The sequence below is a fragment of the Pseudomonas sp. KT_2_4 genome (genome assembly GCF_041410225.1).
Lineage (GTDB): Bacteria > Pseudomonadota > Gammaproteobacteria > Pseudomonadales > Pseudomonadaceae > Aquipseudomonas > Aquipseudomonas paracarnis.
On sequence record NZ_CP166962.1, the window covers coordinates 4,635,533 to 4,651,189 of the forward strand.

21 protein-coding genes are annotated in these 15,657 nt (G+C 57.5%); 9 read left to right on the forward strand and 12 right to left on the reverse strand.

Annotated elements, in window-relative coordinates:
- The first annotated feature begins 5 nt into the window (after positions 1–5).
- Genes AB9N64_RS21205 through sctU form a run of 9 tightly spaced genes read left to right on the forward strand, consistent with a single transcriptional unit; the run spans position 6 to position 6,954 of the window.
- Complete coding sequence (locus AB9N64_RS21205) at positions 6–905, forward strand: FHA domain-containing protein (protein WP_038448786.1); 900 nt, start codon at positions 6–8, stop codon at positions 903–905.
- Positions 902–2,260, forward strand: coding sequence for a FliI/YscN family ATPase (locus AB9N64_RS21210; RefSeq protein WP_014716811.1), 1,359 nt, complete (start codon positions 902–904; stop codon positions 2,258–2,260). Before AB9N64_RS21205 ends, AB9N64_RS21210 begins: the two co-directional genes overlap by 4 nt.
- Positions 2,247–2,675, forward strand: coding sequence for a YscO family type III secretion system apparatus protein (locus AB9N64_RS21215; RefSeq protein ID WP_014716812.1), 429 nt, complete (start codon positions 2,247–2,249; stop codon positions 2,673–2,675). Before AB9N64_RS21210 ends, AB9N64_RS21215 begins: the two co-directional genes overlap by 14 nt.
- Positions 2,672–3,130 carry a type III secretion system HrpP C-terminal domain-containing protein gene (locus AB9N64_RS21220; RefSeq protein ID WP_014716813.1) on the forward strand — a complete coding sequence of 153 codons (459 nt, stop codon included), beginning with the start codon at positions 2,672–2,674 and terminating at the stop codon, positions 3,128–3,130. Before AB9N64_RS21215 ends, AB9N64_RS21220 begins: the two co-directional genes overlap by 4 nt.
- The gene (locus AB9N64_RS21225; protein WP_014716814.1) at positions 3,127–4,140 is read left to right on the forward strand and encodes a FliM/FliN family flagellar motor switch protein; all 1,014 of its coding nucleotides are present in this window, start codon (positions 3,127–3,129) and stop codon (positions 4,138–4,140) included. The genes AB9N64_RS21220 and AB9N64_RS21225 overlap by 4 nt, the downstream gene beginning before the upstream one ends.
- The gene (sctR, locus tag AB9N64_RS21230) at positions 4,137–4,790 is read left to right on the forward strand and encodes a type III secretion system export apparatus subunit SctR (protein WP_014716815.1); all 654 of its coding nucleotides are present in this window, start codon (positions 4,137–4,139) and stop codon (positions 4,788–4,790) included. The genes AB9N64_RS21225 and sctR overlap by 4 nt, the downstream gene beginning before the upstream one ends.
- Before the next feature lie 7 nt (positions 4,791–4,797).
- Positions 4,798–5,061, forward strand: coding sequence for a type III secretion system export apparatus subunit SctS (gene sctS / locus AB9N64_RS21235; RefSeq protein WP_014716816.1), 264 nt, complete (start codon positions 4,798–4,800; stop codon positions 5,059–5,061).
- A gap of 10 nt (positions 5,062–5,071) precedes the next feature.
- Positions 5,072–5,860: a type III secretion system export apparatus subunit SctT gene (gene sctT / locus AB9N64_RS21240; RefSeq protein WP_014716817.1), complete on the forward strand. Its 789-nt coding sequence runs from the start codon at positions 5,072–5,074 to the stop codon at positions 5,858–5,860.
- The gene (gene sctU / locus AB9N64_RS21245) at positions 5,857–6,954 is read left to right on the forward strand and encodes a type III secretion system export apparatus subunit SctU (protein ID WP_020301452.1); all 1,098 of its coding nucleotides are present in this window, start codon (positions 5,857–5,859) and stop codon (positions 6,952–6,954) included. Before sctT ends, sctU begins: the two co-directional genes overlap by 4 nt.
- On the opposite strand, the gene AB9N64_RS21250 is transcribed toward sctU, so the two are convergent.
- The 12 genes from AB9N64_RS21250 to ychF form a co-directional block, all read right to left on the reverse strand.
- Entirely contained in the window at positions 6,955–7,320 is a 366-nt protein-coding gene (locus tag AB9N64_RS21250; protein WP_240961761.1) for a transcriptional regulator, read from the reverse strand.
- Positions 7,317–7,520: an HrpT family type III secretion system protein gene (hrpT, locus tag AB9N64_RS21255; RefSeq protein WP_371359658.1), complete on the reverse strand. Its 204-nt coding sequence runs from the start codon at positions 7,518–7,520 to the stop codon at positions 7,317–7,319. The genes AB9N64_RS21250 and hrpT overlap by 4 nt, the downstream gene beginning before the upstream one ends.
- Positions 7,517–9,658 (reverse strand): type III secretion system outer membrane ring subunit SctC, encoded by a 2,142-nt coding sequence (sctC, locus tag AB9N64_RS21260; RefSeq protein WP_014716821.1) that lies wholly within the window; start codon positions 9,656–9,658, stop codon positions 7,517–7,519. The genes hrpT and sctC overlap by 4 nt, the downstream gene beginning before the upstream one ends.
- A gap of 14 nt (positions 9,659–9,672) precedes the next feature.
- Entirely contained in the window at positions 9,673–10,065 is a 393-nt protein-coding gene (locus tag AB9N64_RS21265) for a hypothetical protein (RefSeq protein ID WP_014716822.1), read from the reverse strand.
- Positions 10,066–10,281, reverse strand: coding sequence for a hypothetical protein (locus tag AB9N64_RS21270; RefSeq protein WP_014716823.1), 216 nt, complete (start codon positions 10,279–10,281; stop codon positions 10,066–10,068). It lies immediately after the preceding gene.
- A 90-nt stretch (positions 10,282–10,371) separates the two neighbouring features.
- Positions 10,372–10,965, reverse strand: a complete 594-nt coding sequence (gene sctL, locus AB9N64_RS21275) for a type III secretion system stator protein SctL (protein ID WP_014716824.1) — start codon at positions 10,963–10,965, stop codon at positions 10,372–10,374.
- Positions 10,943–11,524 carry a type III secretion protein gene (locus AB9N64_RS21280; RefSeq protein WP_236598424.1) on the reverse strand — a complete coding sequence of 194 codons (582 nt, stop codon included), beginning with the start codon at positions 11,522–11,524 and terminating at the stop codon, positions 10,943–10,945. The genes sctL and AB9N64_RS21280 overlap by 23 nt, the downstream gene beginning before the upstream one ends.
- 13 nt (positions 11,525–11,537) lie before the next feature.
- Positions 11,538–12,338, reverse strand: a complete 801-nt coding sequence (gene sctJ / locus AB9N64_RS21285) for a type III secretion system inner membrane ring lipoprotein SctJ (RefSeq protein WP_014716826.1) — start codon at positions 12,336–12,338, stop codon at positions 11,538–11,540.
- Between the two features lie 2 nt (positions 12,339–12,340).
- On the reverse strand, positions 12,341–12,706 hold the full coding sequence (locus tag AB9N64_RS21290; protein WP_371359659.1) for a type III secretion protein: 366 nt from the start codon (positions 12,704–12,706) through the stop codon (positions 12,341–12,343).
- A 117-nt stretch (positions 12,707–12,823) separates the two neighbouring features.
- Complete coding sequence (locus AB9N64_RS21295; RefSeq protein WP_014716828.1) at positions 12,824–13,048, reverse strand: hypothetical protein; 225 nt, start codon at positions 13,046–13,048, stop codon at positions 12,824–12,826.
- A gap of 243 nt (positions 13,049–13,291) precedes the next feature.
- On the reverse strand, positions 13,292–14,215 hold the full coding sequence (locus AB9N64_RS21300; RefSeq protein ID WP_014716829.1) for a sigma 54-interacting transcriptional regulator: 924 nt from the start codon (positions 14,213–14,215) through the stop codon (positions 13,292–13,294).
- Positions 14,216–14,536: 321 nt separating this feature from the next.
- On the reverse strand, positions 14,537–15,637 hold the full coding sequence (gene ychF, locus AB9N64_RS21305; protein WP_014716830.1) for a redox-regulated ATPase YchF: 1,101 nt from the start codon (positions 15,635–15,637) through the stop codon (positions 14,537–14,539).
- Positions 15,638–15,657 lie beyond the last annotated feature (20 nt).

Sequence of the window (15,657 nt, forward strand, 5' to 3'; positions counted from 1 at the left end):
CGATAATGTATGAGCTAAGGGTGCTTGATGGCCAGCGCCAGGGCGCTGCGTTGCCGTTGTTTGGCGAACAATGGAGCATTGGCGCCCAGGCAGATGCTGACTTGGTGCTGAACGATCCAGGGGTTGCCGAGCAGCATGCGTTGCTGCGCTTTTTTGAGGCTAACTGGTCGGTGCAGGCCCAGGCGGAACTGTTGTACGGGGCTGCTGGGCAAGCCATGGCGCAGATCCCGAATCTGGCATTGAACGTGCCCTTTCTGGTGGGCAGCGTAAGGTTGTGCGTCACCCTGGCGGATCAACCGTGGCCCGAGCCTGTGGCGCCGGCGGCCGCAGCGGTGCCATCGCCGGATGAACCCGTGCAGGCACTGATGTTGTCCGCCATTGCGCCCTCGCAGCAAAAGCGCTTGATCAGCCTGGTGCTGGTGATGGCGATCATCATCGCCGTAGTGGGCATGGTCTCGACAGGGGAGCATGAGGCCCAGGCTTCGCTGATGCCTGCGGTGGCTGGAAAACAGGAACTGGCCTCACCGATTGATGTGCGCCAACAGTTGGTGAAGATGCTTGGCGAGCGTGAGTTGAACCCGCGCATCGGCTTGCAGGTGATCAACGGCCAAGTCGTGCTGAGCGGGGATGTTTCCCAGGAAGATGTGGAGTTGGTGTCGCGGATGCTCAGCCGTTTTGGTGAGCAATTCGACAGTGCGGTGCCGGTGATCAGTCGTGTCCGTGTGCGCGATGAGGCCTTGCCGTTCAGGATTGTGCAGATAGTGGGCGGACCGAACGGCCACGTGGTTCTGGAAGAGGGCAGCCGGCTTTTTCTGGGGGATCAGATAGACGGCCTGCGCCTGGTGCTGATCGACAACAGCAAGGTGGTTTTCGACGGTGCGCAGCGTTATGAGGTGCTTTGGTGAGTACGCAATTGCAAGCGCGTCTCGACGCCTGGCAACAGCGCCAGGCCCAGGCGCTGAGCAGCTTTGCGCCAGTGGCGATGCGTGGTCGCATCCAGCGCGTCAATGGCATGTTGCTGCAATGCCGATTGCCTCAGGCGCGCATCGGCGATTTGTGCCAAGTGGAAAAAGGGCCGGGCGATTTCATGCTCGCCGAAATCATCGGCTTTGATCAGCAGGATGCAGTACTCAGTGCCCTGGGTAATCTGGAAGGCGTACGAGTGGGCGCTGGCGTTGAGCGCCTGGGCGTTTCGCATCGTGTGCAGGTCAGCGAGGCGCTGTTGGGCCAAGTACTGGATGGTTTCGGGCGACCGATTACGGGGCAGGGCGCCAGTGCGTTTGTCGAAGCTGAACTGCCCGATACCAGTGCGGTGCTGTGTGAAGCGCCGTTACCCACCGAGCGCCCGCGGATCAACCGTGCCCTGGCCACTGGGGTGCGTTCCATTGATGGCTTGATGACGCTGGGTGAAGGCCAGCGCGTCGGTCTGTTCGCCGGGGCCGGTTGCGGCAAGACGACCTTGTTGGCCGAGATCGCCCGTAACGTCGAATGCGACGTCATCGTGTTCGGCCTGATCGGCGAGCGAGGCCGCGAGTTGCGTGAGTTTCTCGACCATGAGCTGGATGAGCAACTGCGCTCCAAAGCGGTACTGGTGTGTGCTACGTCTGATCGCTCCAGCATGGAGCGCGCTCGCGCTGCATTCACCGCCACGGCGTTGGCTGAAGGTTTCCGGCGCAAGGGGCAACGGGTGTTGTTGCTGATTGATTCCCTGACTCGTTTCGCCAGGGCCCAGCGCGAAATTGGCCTGGCTGCCGGTGAGCCCCTGGGACGCGGTGGTCTGCCGCCTTCGGTGTACAGCTTGCTGCCGCGTCTGGTGGAACGCGCCGGGTTGACCCGTGACGGTGTGATCACAGCGATCTACACGGTGCTGATCGAGCAGGACTCCATGAACGACCCAGTGGCCGACGAAGTGCGTTCGTTGCTTGACGGCCATATCGTGCTGTCGCGCAAATTGGCCGAGCGTGGGCACTATCCGGCGGTGGATGTGCTGGCGAGCCTTTCACGAATATTGAGCAACGTCGCAGAACCTGCGGATATCCAGGCGGGCACGGCGTTGCGGCGTTTGCTATCGGCGTACCAGCAGATTGAGTTGATGCTCAAGCTGGGCGAGTACCAGCCTGGCAGCGATGCCCTGACGGACCTGGCGGTGAACAGTCGCCAAGCGGTGGATGGTTTCCTGCGCCAGGATTTGCGTGAGCCGACACCGATGGCTGTCACGCTGGAGCAACTCAAGGAGCTGACCGCCCATGTCCCATTCTGACGTACTGCTCGGTGAGGTGGAGACGCTGCGGCGCCTGCGCAGGCACCGGGCCGATCGGGCCGAGCGTGCCCTGCGTGAGGCCAAGCGTGCGCAGCAGGCCCTGCTTGCGCACATCCAGCAGGCCCAGGAAGCACTTGAACAGACTCGGCAGGAGGAAGCCCGGCAAAGTGCGCAGTTGCTCAGTCAGCATCAGGGCCAGACCCTGACCTTGAAGGGGCTGAAATCCTGGCGCGCGCAGGAACACTCCTTATCCGCCAGCACCCAGCGAGAAGAGGGGCAGCTTGAGGCGTTGCGCAGCCAACGGCCAGTAAAAGAAAGCCACGTTGGCAAAGCCCAGAGGCAAGCCACCGAATGCTTGCGACAGGTTGAAAAGTTACAGGAGTTATCACTTTTACTGGCACGGGAGCCGGCATGACTAAGGTTGCTAATAAACCCCCTCAAAGACCGCCCCTGCGTGAGCCTCGGGAAGAACGTGAGCCGGGAACAGCGGGCGTGGTGCCCTGGGAACAAGGGCGACTGTTTGCGCGGCTGTTTGCTGATGAGCGTGAGGGCACAGGGACGGGAGCCTCCTTATCGGGAAAAAAATCAGCATCCGGTATCGCCATGATCGAGGCGCTCGCCGAACAGCTGGCGCCGCGTGTATTGGCCGGTTCGCAATGGCCGTTGCAGGCAGTGTTGTACTTGCCACGTCTGGGACGGATCAATGCCAGCGTGCGCCGAGAACAGAGCGCCTGGACCATTGAGCTGGAAGCTGAACAGGGCGCCACGGCACGCTGGCTCAGTGGCGTACGACAGCAGTGTGAGGAACGTTTTGCGCAAGCGCTGGGGCGGCCAGTCAGCGTACTTGTGCCAAGCGTCGGCAACCTATGATCGTACCGCTACTGACATTCCCGTCGATCAAGAGCGACTTGGTTGCCGCACGCAACCGACTGGGGCGCGGCCTGTACCTGCCGTTCCATGTCGCGGGTCAGGCCGGTGAGCTGCGGCTTGAGCCTGGACGTGCGCCAGTTGGCAGTGAAGCGGTGTGCTTTGACACGCAGTGCGGCGTGCTGGCGCTCGCTAAGGCAGGGCCGTTGCTCAGCCTGATGGGCGAGTGTCCGGTGACCCTCGCTGGGGCCGACAACGAACCAGACTCCTGGTTCTGGGCGTTGTTCCAGTATTACCTGAGCCCCGAAGTGCGGTCGTTGTTGGGTTATGTGAGATTGCTGCACACCGAGCGACCAAGGGGGTTTGGCTGCCGCCTCACCGTGACCCTGGGGGCATCCTGGGCTGAGGGTTATGCCTGGTTGAGCCCCGAAAGCTTTTTGGCCTTGCACGAGGCGAGTTCCTGGCGGGCCACGGCTGCGCCACTGCCGTTGTCGTTTCAATTGGCAATTGCCGTGACCCTTGGGCGGTTGCGGTTACCGATTGTACAGGCCAGTAGCCTGCGGACCGGCGATGTGCTGGTGCTTGAACAGACCTTCTTCCAGGCCCTGGGCAGCGGCTATGTGCAGGTTGGCAGAGAGCGCCTGCACGGGGGCATTGACGATGACAACGGGCGGTTACGTTTCATTCTTACTTCTATCGAGGACATGTCCGTGGACGAAGATTTAGCTGTACCTCATTACTCGGGGCATGAAAACGATGAACCTGTCATGGACGTATTCGGCCCCGAGCCGTTCGATGAGTTGAGCATGACGCTGAACGTACGCTGCGGAACACTGAACCTTACCCTGGGGGAGCTGCGTAACCTCGTGCCCGGCTCGGTATTGGGCATTGCCGGTTTCGCCCCGGGCACGGCGGGACTGTATTACGGTGATCGACCCATCGGCCAGGGACAGTTGGTGGAAGTTGACGGGCGTCTGGGGTTGCAGTTGTCCCGAGTGGTGTTCGGTCGATGATTCTTCAGGGGCTGGACCCGGTAGTTCTGGCGGTATTTCTGGGGGCGTTGTCGTTGATGCCCATGCTGTTGGTTGTCTGCACAGCCTTCTTGAAAATCGTGATTGTGCTGATGATTACCCGCAATGCCATCGGCGTACAACAGGTGCCTCCAAGCATGGCCATCAACGGAATCGCCCTGGCTGCCACCTTGTTCATCATGGCGCCGGTGGGTTACGAGATCGCCGAGAACCTCAAGGCTTCGCCTCTGGACATGACCAACGTGCAAACGTTTCTGAGTACCGGCAATGAGGCCATCAACCCCTTGCGTGCCTTCATGCTGCGTAATGTGGACCCGGATGTGCTGACCCATCTATTGGAAAATACCGCACGTCTGTGGCCAGCGAAAATGGCGCAGGAGGTGCAGCGTGAGGATCTTATCCTGCTGATTCCGGCCTTTGTGCTTTCGCAATTGCAGGCGGGGTTCGAGATCGGGTTCCTGATATATATCCCCTTCATCGTGATCGACCTTATTGTTTCCAACCTGCTGCTGGCGCTGGGTATGCAGATGGTCTCGCCGATGACCATTTCCCTGCCGCTCAAGCTGCTGCTGTTCGTGCTGGTGTCTGGCTGGTCGCGGTTGCTCGACAGCCTGTTCCTTTCTTATCTCTGAGTGGCGTATGGAACCTATCGTGCTGTTCAAGCAGGGCATGTTGCTGGTGGTTGTACTGTCGGCGCCGCCGCTGATCGTGGCGGTGGTGGTGGGGGTACTGACTTCCCTGGTACAAGCACTGATGCAGATCCAGGACCAGACATTACCCTTTGGTATCAAGCTGGTGGCGGTGGGTGTCACATTGATCCTGACGGGCCGCTGGATTGGCGTTGAGTTGATCCAGCTGATCAACCTGACGTTTGAAATGATCGGCCGTTCGGCCCTGAACTGAGGCGTTGCCTGTGCTGCTTTATCTTGACTACCTGCCCAGCCTGGTGATTGGCATGGCGCGTATTTACCCCTGTGGCATTTTGGTGGCGGCGTTTTGTTTTCAGCACGTGCGAGGCCTGCCTCGGCACACCATCGTGATGGTCCTGGCGCTGCTGCCCGCGCCGGGTATTCACGCAGCTTTGGCAGGGCAGGACCCTTCAGCAATCATGCTCGGTGCGCTGATGATCAAGGAAGTGGTCCTGGGGTTGCTGCTCGGGGTGTTGCTGGCGATGCCGTTCTGGATGTTCGAGTCGGTCGGGGCACTGCTGGACAACCAGCGTGGAGCCTTGGCAGGTGGCCAACTTAACCCGTCACTGGGGCCGGACGCGACACCGATCGGGCACATGTTCAAGCAACTGGCGATTTACCTGTTGATGGCCGTTCTGGGGTTGGGCACGCTGACCCAGGTGATCTGGGACAGTTATCTGATCTGGCCACCCACCGTGTGGTTTCCGTTTCCAGCGGCTGATGGCATGAGCGTATTTGTCGGGATGCTGAGTGACACGTTCATGCACATGATGCTTTACGCTGCGCCCTTTATTGCCGTGTTGTTGCTGTTGGAGTTTGGCATCGCGTTGCTGGGCGTCTACAGCCAGCAATTGCAAGTGAGTACCTTGGCGCCACCGGTCAAATGCCTGGCGGGAATCGGTATTTTGTTGCTGTACTTTGCATTGTTGCAGGATCTTATTGTCGGGCGTATGAGCCAGCTGGGTGACCTTAAGCACTATCTGGGGCTTTTGTTCTCGGTCTCGGCATCGTGAGTGATTCGGGGGAAAAAAAGCACCCGGCGTCCGCCAAGAAACTGCGTGACCAACGCAAGAAAGGTCAGGTCGCGCAAAGCCAGGATGTGAGCAAGCTGTTGGCACTGACGGCTATCAGTGAAGTCGCCTTGTTCACTGCCGAGACCAGTTTGCAGCGCTTTCAGCAACTGATGGTGTTCCCGATGTCGCGCTTGAGCCAGCCGTTTGTGCGAGTGCTGGAAGAAGTACTGGTGGAGGGCCTGGTCATGTTTTTCTCGTTCTCTCTGCTGATGGCCGGGCTTGCAATTGCTGCGAAGCTGATTGGCAGCTGGATGCAGTTCGGCTTGTTGTTCGCCCCGCAAACGCTCAAGCTGGATTTCAATCGCCTCAACCCTATCAGCCAGATCAAGCAGATGTTTTCTGCCCAGTCTTTGATGAATCTGTTGATGAGCATAGCCAAGGCGTTCCTCCTGGGCCTGATTGTGTACGTGGTGGTTTGGCCCTCTTTGGGGGCGTTGATCAATCTTGCCAACAGCGATCTGCAGAGTTACCTACTGGCGCTGATCGCGTTGTTCCGTCACTTGCTGCATGCCTGCCTGGGGCTGTTGCTGGTGTTGGCGTTGATCGATCTGACGTTGCAGAAGCACTTCTTCGCCAAGCGTATGCGCATGACACAGGTTGAGGTCGTCAAAGAATACAAAGACATGGAAGGCGACCCTCATGTGAAGGGGCAGCGCCGTCAGTTGGCGCAGCAATTGGCCCAGGAGGAACCGAAGGTCAAACTGCCCAAGCTGGAAGAGGCAGACATGCTGGTAGTCAACCCGACGCACTTTGCGGTCGCCCTGTATTACCGTCCTGGCAAGACGCCTCTGCCCCTGCTGATCAGTAAAGGCACGGACGACGAGGCGCGAAAACTGATCGCGCGCGCGAAGGCCGCCGAGGTGCCCGTGATTCAGTGTGTGTGGTTGGCGCGTACGATCTACACCAAAAAGTTGGGAGCCAGCATTCCTCGCGAAACCCTGCAGGCCGTGGCGTTGATCTATCGCACCTTGCGCGAGCTGGACGATGACGCCAAACGCGAGACGCTGGAGCTCCCGGAGCTTGACCAGCGCTGATCAGCGAGTGGATCGTGGGTCCAGGACACTGAGACCTGCCAGCGAGAGCATCCGGCTCAGCGTCCTGTCCAGATTGCCGGGCGGTGTTGGCAGCGCGTGCCAGATCACCATGGCGCCCTGGGCATCGAGGTAGACAAAGCACCCCTCGAAGACCAGGGCCTGCTCAAAGCGGCGCTGTAATATCCGTTGCAATTGCCCGGCTTGCAACGCTTCGCGAGCGACATGCAGAGCCAGCCCCGGGCGATTGCCCGCCTGCAACGTGCACACTTTGATACCGGGCGCGAGGGACTGGTGAGCGGCAGCGCCGCTCACCAGGTCGTTCAGCACTACCTGGGGTTGGTTGCCGGGCATTTGCGTCGTGCTCATCGCTCCAGCGATACCGTCTGGTAGTCCGCGCGCTCCCCGGATGGTCCAGTCTGGACGCGCATGTGCGATGGCCACCAGATCACCATCTTCTGCGCGGTCGACTGCGGGCGTGAGCAGGAGTCGCCTTTGCATGTTGGGGTACAAGCGCTGACGAGCAGCGCCGCACCGATCAGGGTGACGCACAACAATTGATGCTTCATGGTCGGGCCTTTTTGACAGGAGTAATCAAGGTAGGGCGCGGTACGCTGAGGTGTTCATCCTTCTTCACCGGGCGCATGGCGATAAAGACTTCGGCTTCTTCTCCCGGCTTCAACCAGGCGCGTGGCCACACGGTGACGGCCAAAGTCTGCGAGTTGCTGCATTCTTTTTCATCGATGCGCACATTGCGGTTGAACTGGTTGCGCATCACCACGACGGCGACGTTGTACTCGGGGCCTGCGTACCATTGGCTGCGCTCGGTGTTCAGCGCCAGCAAGTCGCGGGGGCTGCACAGCGTGTTCAATCCCAGGGGCATGGGCGCCAACTTGAAGGCCTTGGGCACTTCTCCCGTCACCAGATGCGCCAACGTGCTGATGATGTCGCTACGCTTGATCTCGGGCTGGTGAGGGGCGTTGCGCCTGGCCAGTGGTGCAAGGGCCGTCTGCAACTCGGCCTGGTCTGCCTGAGGCAAGTAGCGGGACGGATCGGCCTGGTCGCCGATGACGCGTGGGGTGATGATGAACAGGCGTTCACGCCGATTGTTCTGCCGTTCGCTTGAAGAGAACAACGCCTTGCCCAGCAGTGGGATATCGCCCAGCAGCGGCACCTTGTTGTGCTTGTCGGTGCTTTCCGTGACATGGAATCCGCCCACCACCATTGAGCGTTTTTCCGCCATGACCGCCTGGGTACTGACGTTACCGCGGCGCACATCCAAGTTATTGAGGTCACGATTGGGGTTGGACTCATCGAACGTACCGTCCTCGATATCCACCACCAAGTGAATCTGATGGCTGCCTCGGCTGGTGATGACGCGGGGCACGACCTGCACGCTGGTACCCACGGTGACCGGCAGGATGGTTGCGTTCTGACGACCGGGTGTCAGGTACTGAGTGCGGTTGAAGTCGATCACCGCCGGTTGGTTTTCCAGGGTGAGCACGGAGGGGTTGGACACCATGGTCGCCAGCCCCTTGGCTTCCAGGGCGCGTATGTCAGCATAGAAACGGTCGCGATTCTCGATCGACAACTGCTGCGATGTGCCGGGCGCCATATTTGCACCACCACGGAAACGGCTGTTCTGAAACCCCCAGTTCACGCCGAATTCACGCAATTGGGTGCGCTCGATATCCAGAATGATCGTATCGATTTCCACCAACTTGCGCGCCACATCGAGTTGAGCGATCAACTCGCGGTACATGGCCTGGCGCTCTGGCAGGTCATAAATGAGCACCGCGTTATTGCGCATATCGGCTTCGACGCGAATGCGACTGGTGGGTGCCGGCGCCCGCGGGGTGAGTGTGGCGCCAATATCCATTGGCATGGGAGTGCTGTTTGTAGCGAGCATCTGCCCCAGCAACGGGTTGCTCAAGCGGGGAACGTTGGGTACGAGAGGGGCGGGCTGTGAGGCGGGGCGCTGGGCTAACGCAGGGGGTGTCGCGTTGGAGCGTGGCTCCAGTAAGCCCCGCACAATGCTGGAAACACCGGCAATGGTGATCTTCTGGCCGCGATAATCCACGTGGCGATCCGCTGCATTGGCAAACTTCAGCGGGAAACTCAGCACGCTCTGTTTTTCGTCCACCGAGCGGCGTTGGCTGCTGAACTGTTTGACTTGCTCGATATAGCGCCGAGGCCCTGAGACCAACACGATGCCATCGTCGGGCAACTCACCCCAACCGAAGCGGCTGTCGAGCAGGCCGATATCAGTGAGGGCTTGCTTGAGGTCGGCAATGGTCTCGGAGGAGACCTCCAGGCGCGCTGACTCTTGCTGGTCCAGAGTACTGACGTAGAGCGTGTTGTTGTACAGGTACCATTGGAAGCGATGCTCTACCCCCAGGCGGTCGAGCAATGACTGCGGGGTGTTAGCGCGTATCTTGCCATTGACGATGCCTTCCAGCAGGCCCTCGATCTGCAGCTGTGTACCGAAGGTCTGGGCGAAATCTTCGAGTACCTCGCGCACCGGCTTATGCTCGGCTTCATAAGCGTAGGCGGTGTTTTTCCATTCCGAAGGGATGGCGGCCAGCGCGCTTTGTGCTGAAACCAGCAACCAGGAAAACAAAAACACATTCCGCCAGTGGGTTCTTTTGGCTGTAACGGCAGGCGAGCCAAGGTACGAGCGATTGCCCTTATGGGTCTTGTTAGACATAGACAGTTCTCTGATTAGTACGAACGTGAACTTAGCGGGGTGGGTTTGAGGTTTTGAACTGGGCGAGCAAGTCGTGCATTGATTGCGCGCCATGTGTCGCGTTGGTTGAGCAGGGCTTCAAGGCAGCCAAGCAGGCCGGCTTCTCCACGGTCGGCGCGCAGGCTGTTAATCACCCATAGCGCTCCCGTGTCGGCTTTTTGAGCCAATGCACCTTGAAAATGATTCAAGCTGGCCGCGCCCAGGCGCAGCCAGCCTTGCAAGGCTGAGTTATCGGGTAGAGAAGAGGTCAGTTGAGCCCCCAATAAAACGGTGTCTCCCTGACGTTGCAGGGTGACTTCGTCGTCGCCCTCAAATAGAGCGATTTTTTCCTTTCCGCTGCTCAACCAGTCACTCACGAGCGCCTTCATCTACTGGAAGCTTTCAATAGTTGTTTTAAGCATTTGGTTGACGGTTTTACCGTGCTCGTTATAAAGCGCAAAGGTGACCTCTCTACGCGTTACCAAGTTGTGAAAGAGTTCGCTGTCTTCGGCGGCCAGGCTTTCTTCGAAGCCGGCTTTGAACTCCTTGTATGTCGATGTTTTATTTCGGGCAATCGAATGAGTCAGTTCTTTGAAAAAATCCATGATTTTTCCTCGGTTTTCTATTGTCGATGGATGAATTTAAACAGTCAGCTCTGAGTGATTAACATAAAGAAAGTCTCTATGTTCGTAGGATTAAATCTCGATCAAGTACTCTTTATCCTGCTTGAAAAAAGTGTCGAGCATGGCGTTCCAGCTGATACGGAAGTCGCCCTCATCTGTTTTCAGTACGAGGGTCTGAAGATGAACTGTGTCGTCGGCGCTTAACTTCCAGGCGTTGCTCTTGTGGCGTGCAAGGCTCTGCCTTATTTCCTCAAGATCAAGGGGATGACAGAGCAGCGTCGCGCTGACTTCCTGAACTTGGCTCTCCAGCAAGTGCTTTAACAGTGCTGCGAGCCTTTGCGGGGCAGTCGTCTCGCCGAGCAAGCAGCGAATGGCCTGGTTGGTTATGGAGGTCGCATAGTGTTCAAGGTTGTCGCGCATCGTTTGACGGTCGCGTTCCCATTGCTTGAGTTGTGCATCTGCGCGTTGCCAGATTTCCAATGAGGCTTGTTCAAGCATGGCCTCGCATTTTTTCTCGGCCATACTTATCAATTCGTCGGCCTGTGCCTTGGCGTGGCTCAAGAGGTGGTTGGCGTGTTCCCAATGGGCAAGCTCTTCGCGCTTGATAAGGCTTCCTCGTGCGCCGGATGCGTCATTGCGTAACTCAATAGTATGTCGGCATAACATTACTGTTTTCCTCACCTGTGCGAGACAGGGGCGTGTTGCCGCTCGCCATGGTCGTGACGCGCCAGACGACGGCCTGCCAGAGAGTGTTCAATCGGCCGCTTGCATGTTCGAGTGGGGCGTTTGCTATTTCAGCCTCGCTCACACGTGTACGGGGAAAGCGCAATCGAAGACGCTGCCAGATAGCCGGTTCAACCCAGCTATGAAGCAGTCGCAGTGGATCGGAATGTGGGGGCAGCATGGAGGGGTGCAGTGCCATGGAGAGGCGCATGCACCACTGGTGATGACTTTCACTCAATGGTGATGACGCTTCGGGATTGAATATGTGCGTGACCAATGCCAGCCCCAGGTTCAGTTGATCCGTCGTGGCCAGGGCCAACCGAAGCACGGTAGCGTGAGGCGCAGCAGGCAAGCAGGCTTTAAAACCCGTCAGGTTGTCGGGCACTGACCGGCCGTTGTAAAAAAGCCTTTCAATCGCACGATACTCCTCACCTCGCCAGTCTTCGTGGGCCTGCTTCCAGGGAAAAGCCCACCACTGAGCCCAGGCCAGTTGTTCACGCATGAGGGGGTCGGGTCTAGGTGCCATGCGTTGACCCCGCTGAGTCGCCTTTAATGGCCGGCTCCTGGGAGTGACGCTTGCGCCGCGCTTGGAGGAAGATCATGGCGGCCACGGCCGAAACCAGAGCGAGCAGCACAATCATTATGCTGGTTCGCCAGAAGCCGAGATCGTCGCCAGGCACCAGGAAGGGGCCGAAATACACCAGGCGTTGCTGTTCCTGATAAGTGGAGGCAGGTACAAACACCACAGTGAGTTTTTGCGGGTTATCCACCGCTGTGGTCATCCCGGGAATACTGCTTGCCACCATTCTGCGGACCCGCGCACGGATGTTGTCGGGATCCAGGCGTGGATCATGCTTGATAAACACGGAGGCAGATGCAGGTTGGACCGGCTCTCCTGGCGCAATGCGCTCGGGCAACACTACATGCACGCGTGCGACAATAACGCCATCGATCTTGGACAAGGTGGTTTCAAGCTCTTGGGATAAGGCATAGATGTAGCGGGCACGCTCTTCCAGGGGGGTGGAAATGACCCCTTCCTTGCGAAATGTATCCCCCATGGTGGTCCGGGCAAGTCGAGGAAGGCCTGCCGCTTCCAAGGTACGTACGGCGCGCCCGATGTCGTTTGTATTGACCGTTACGACGACGCCATCTTTGGCCGGGGTCTTTTGCGCACGAATATGTTTATCAGCCAATTCGGCGACGACCTCATTGGCTTCTTGCTCGGACAATTGGCGATGAAGTTCCACTCGGTCACCGCATCCGCTCAGTATAAAAGCCATGATCAAAACTAAAACGACACGCAGAGAGTTATTCATGCTCAGGACTGCATGTTACTGATCTTGTCGATGCACTGTGTTGTCTTGGCCAGACATTTCACCATGAGTTGTGATGTGAGTTGTGCGCTATATAACTCTCGTGGGTAAGTACTGATGGCCTCAACATCTATACCTTTTTTAGTTGAGCGGATTATTTTTGCGAAGCCATCTCTTGAGTGACTGAGGTGCTTTGAGGCCTCTGTCAAAAGGAGCGAGACTTCAGGCTTGGCAGAAGTCGTGTTGGTGGGGCGTTCAAGCATCGATGTGAAAAAACTGGCATCCATACCGTCTGGCGACTGTTCCTTGGCTGCACGGGTATGTTCCGTACTGCTGCCTTTCTGTGAGAAAGGGTCGTTTGCTATTCGCATGGCGGTTTACTCGATCAAAGTGGGCGCAGCTTTACAGGCGTACACACTGGCCTGTCGGGAGGGGGGATGATTACCTTTCGGACTAGAGAGCCTGAAAGGTAATCGATCACCCGATAATTATTGACCGGACCCCGACCGGATCAACCCTTGAATGTTTTTCACTTCAGCGCTTCTCCAGCCGTTTTTTATGGCATCAGCCTTCATCTTTTCGAAGATGCCTTCGGCGCCATCTTCGCCACCTCCAGCAAATCCGTCTCCTGTGCCTCCGTTAAATTTAGTGAATGGGTTAGACGTGTTTGCCAACGCTTGTGAATAGATCGAACCTGAGGTAATAGTTGACATATAAGGGTCCTTTGTGAATTAAGAATTGTATTCGCTGCCCGTAACATCATCATAGATATGACGCTGTTGACATATTTTGCAGCTATAATTGTGTGGCCTATAAAACGGATGCGTTCCAAAAGTTTTGAGCGGAGGTGTAACGAAATATGATCCTCAATATTTGAGAAACTATCAGCTCTTCATGTGCTGGCTCGTATCATTGAGGTTTTGACTATAAGATTTTTGAACCGGGCGTGATCAAGCTTATGCCAATGATATGTTCAATTGTTTCATTCTGTAATACAGCGTGCGCTTCGCAACCCCCAGCTCAATGGCTACGGTATCCACACAGTGTTGGTGACGGTACATCGACTCTTCAATCAACGCTTTTTCAATTTGTTGAAGGCGTGCCTTCAGGTCCGTCTGAGGGGGCGGCTGACGGCAGGCGGGCGCTGAGAGCGGCGGGAGGCCCAGGACGAACCGTTTCGCCGCCGAGCGTAGCTCGCGAACATTACCCAGCCAGGGGTGGCAGAGCAGTTCATGCAACAGGCCGTCAGAAGGCGATGGAGGTGTGCAATTGAACTGGTCTGCTTCTTCCTGAATCATCTGCAGAAACAACGGGATGATGCGCTCGCGCCGATCGCGCAGGGCGGGCAGTTCGATGTTCACGACATTCAGCCGAAAGTAGAGATCACGCCTGAAGGCGCCCTGGTCGACCATGATTTGCAGGGATTGCTGGGCCGATGCAATGACGCGCATGTCCACGGAAATGAACCGAGTCGAACCCAGGCGCTCCACCCCGCGGCACTCCAGCACACGCAGTAGCTTGGCTTGCAGGCTCAAGGGCATGCTGTCGATCTCATCAAGGTACAGAGTACCCAAGTGGGCGGCTTCGACAAATCCAGCCCTTGATTGCACTGCCCCGGTGTAGGCGCCGCTGTTGACACCGAACAGCTGGCTTTCCGCCAGGCTTTCAGGGATGGCCGCACAGTTCACGGCGACAAAATTACCTCGTCGACCCGATAAGCGATGAATCCGTTGTGCAAGCGTATCTTTGCCGGTACCCGTTTCTCCCAACAGCAGGATGTCAACGTTAAGCGCGGCAGTGTTGTTAAGTGTGGTTTCAATTTCCTGACCATCGATGAGTGAAACGTCTGTTGTATTATCCTTCTGGACGTAGGCCGACATCGATGTGTACTCCCTGTTCGCTAGTACTTCACTGTAGAAGGGCGGTGTGCAAGCGCCAACTCAGTAGAACGCAGAATATAAAAGTTGTCACCCGGCGAAGAGGTAGTTATGTGCCGGAATAATGTAGGAAAATGACTGTAAGTTTAAGTTTTTAATGTGCTCGGCTTTAGTTTGGTTAAACCGTCGAAAAAGGTAAGTAGGAAGATTCTGAGATAGTTGAGTATTTGGATATGTGTTTTTATTTGTAAGCTTAAATACCGGCCACAAAAAAGCCGATGCAATGCATCGGCTTTTTGTTCGCAGTCAATACTGCGGTGGTGCTTACACGTTAAAGCGGAAGTGCATCACATCGCCATCTTTAACAATGTAGTCCTTGCCTTCCAGGCGCCATTTACCGGCTTCCTTGGCACCGGCTTCACCCTTGAACTGGATGAAGTCGTTGTAGGCGATCACTTCGGCGCGGATGAAGCCTTTCTCAAAGTCGGTGTGGATCACGCCAGCAGCCTGTGGCGCGGTAGCACCGACCTTGACGGTCCAGGCGCGGACTTCTTCGACACCGGCGGTGAAGTAGGTCTGCAGGTTGAGCATTTCGTAGCCTGCGCGGATCACGCGGTTCAGGCCAGGCTCTTCCAGGCCCAGGGCCTCGAGGAACATGTCCTTTTCTTCGCCGTCATCGAGCTCGGCGATTTCCGCTTCGATCTTGTTGCACACCGGAACAACGATGGCGCCTTCTTCGTCGGCAATAGCCTTGACCACGTCGAGCAGCGGGTTGTTCTCGAAGCCGTCTTCGGCAACGTTGGCAATGTACATCACAGGCTTGGTGGTCAACAGGTGGAAGCCCTTGATCACGGCCTTCTCATCGGCCCCCATGTTCTTCATCAGGCTGCGCGCAGGCTTGCCTTCGGTGAAGTGCGCGATCAGCTGCTCCAGCAGGCCCTTCTGGACCACTGCATCCTTGTCGCCGCCCTTGGCGTTACGCGCGACTTTCTGCAGTTGCTTTTCACAGCTGTCGAGGTCGGCGAAGATCAGTTCCAGGTCGATGATCTCGATGTCGCGCTTGGGGTCGACGCTGTTGGAGACGTGAATCACGTTCTCGTCTTCAAAGCAGCGGACCACGTGGGCGATAGCATCGGTTTCGCGGATGTTGGCCAGGAACTTGTTGCCCAGGCCTTCACCTTTCGAGGCGCCGGCGACGAGGCCCGCGATGTCGACGAACTCCATGGTGGTCGGCAGGATGCGCTTGGGATTGACGATGGCCGCCAGTGCGTCAAGACGCGGGTCCGGCATCGGCACGATGCCGCTGTTGGGTTCGATGGTGCAGAAGGGGAAGTTCTCCGCCGCAATACCGGACTTGGTCAGGGCGTTGAACAGGGTGGACTTGCCGACGTTGGGCAGGCCGACGATGCCGCAATTGAATCCCATGGTGTTTCCCCTCGGATAAG